The 849-nt window shown below is 48.2% G+C and carries 1 protein-coding gene; it reads right to left on the bottom strand.

The features are described 5' to 3' along the window. Positions 1 to 849 (bottom strand): FAD-dependent oxidoreductase (locus R7093_RS24665; protein ID WP_318146946.1); only part of this gene is annotated, 849 nt, incomplete at both ends.

The following is an 849-nucleotide window of genomic DNA, read 5'->3' as shown; positions in this document are numbered from 1 at the left end:
GTTGAAACGCGCCCAACGAACATCATCAATCAAGCCAAGTTCACGAGCTTTTTCTGTCAAACGAAGGTCGGCGTTGTCTTCTCGAAGCAATAGGCGGTATTCCGCGCGAGAAGTGAACATGCGGTACGGTTCTTTGGTACCCATGGTCGACAAATCATCAATCAGAACGCCCATGTATGCTTGGTCACGGCGCGGGCTCCAGCCTTCTTTGCCTTGGCTGTACAAGCTTGCGTTCAAGCCCGCCATTAAGCCTTGTGCCGCAGCTTCTTCGTAGCCTGTTGTACCGTTGATTTGGCCAGCAAAGAATAGACCACTGATGAATTTAGTCTCGTAAGTTTGCTTCAAATCACGTGGATCGAAGAAATCGTACTCAATCGCGTAACCAGGACGAACAATGTGTGCGTTCTCGAAGCCTTTCATTGAACGAACGATTTGTACTTGAACATCAAACGGCAAGCTGGTGGAGATACCATTCGGGTATAACTCGTGCGTGGTAAGACCTTCAGGTTCAATGAAAATTTGGTGGCTGTTCTTATCCGCAAAGCGCATCACTTTGTCTTCGATAGACGGACAGTAACGTGGGCCAATTCCTTCGATCACACCTGCGTACATTGGGCTACGATCTAAGTTATTGCGGATCACTTCATGAGTTTGTTCATTGGTATGCGTAATGAAACAAGGAATTTGACGCGGATGGTGTTCGCGCTTACCCATGAATGAGAAAACTGGTGTTGGGTTGTCACCGTGTTGCGCTTCTAGCACTGAGAAATCAACCGTGCGAGCATCAATACGTGGTGGTGTCCCCGTTTTTAGACGATCCACTCGGAATGGCAATTCACGTAAGCGATC

The organism is Vibrio sp. 1580 (genome assembly GCF_033340055.1).
The sequence above is the reverse complement of the archived record's forward strand: the minus strand, read 5'-3'. Positions and strand labels throughout refer to the sequence as shown.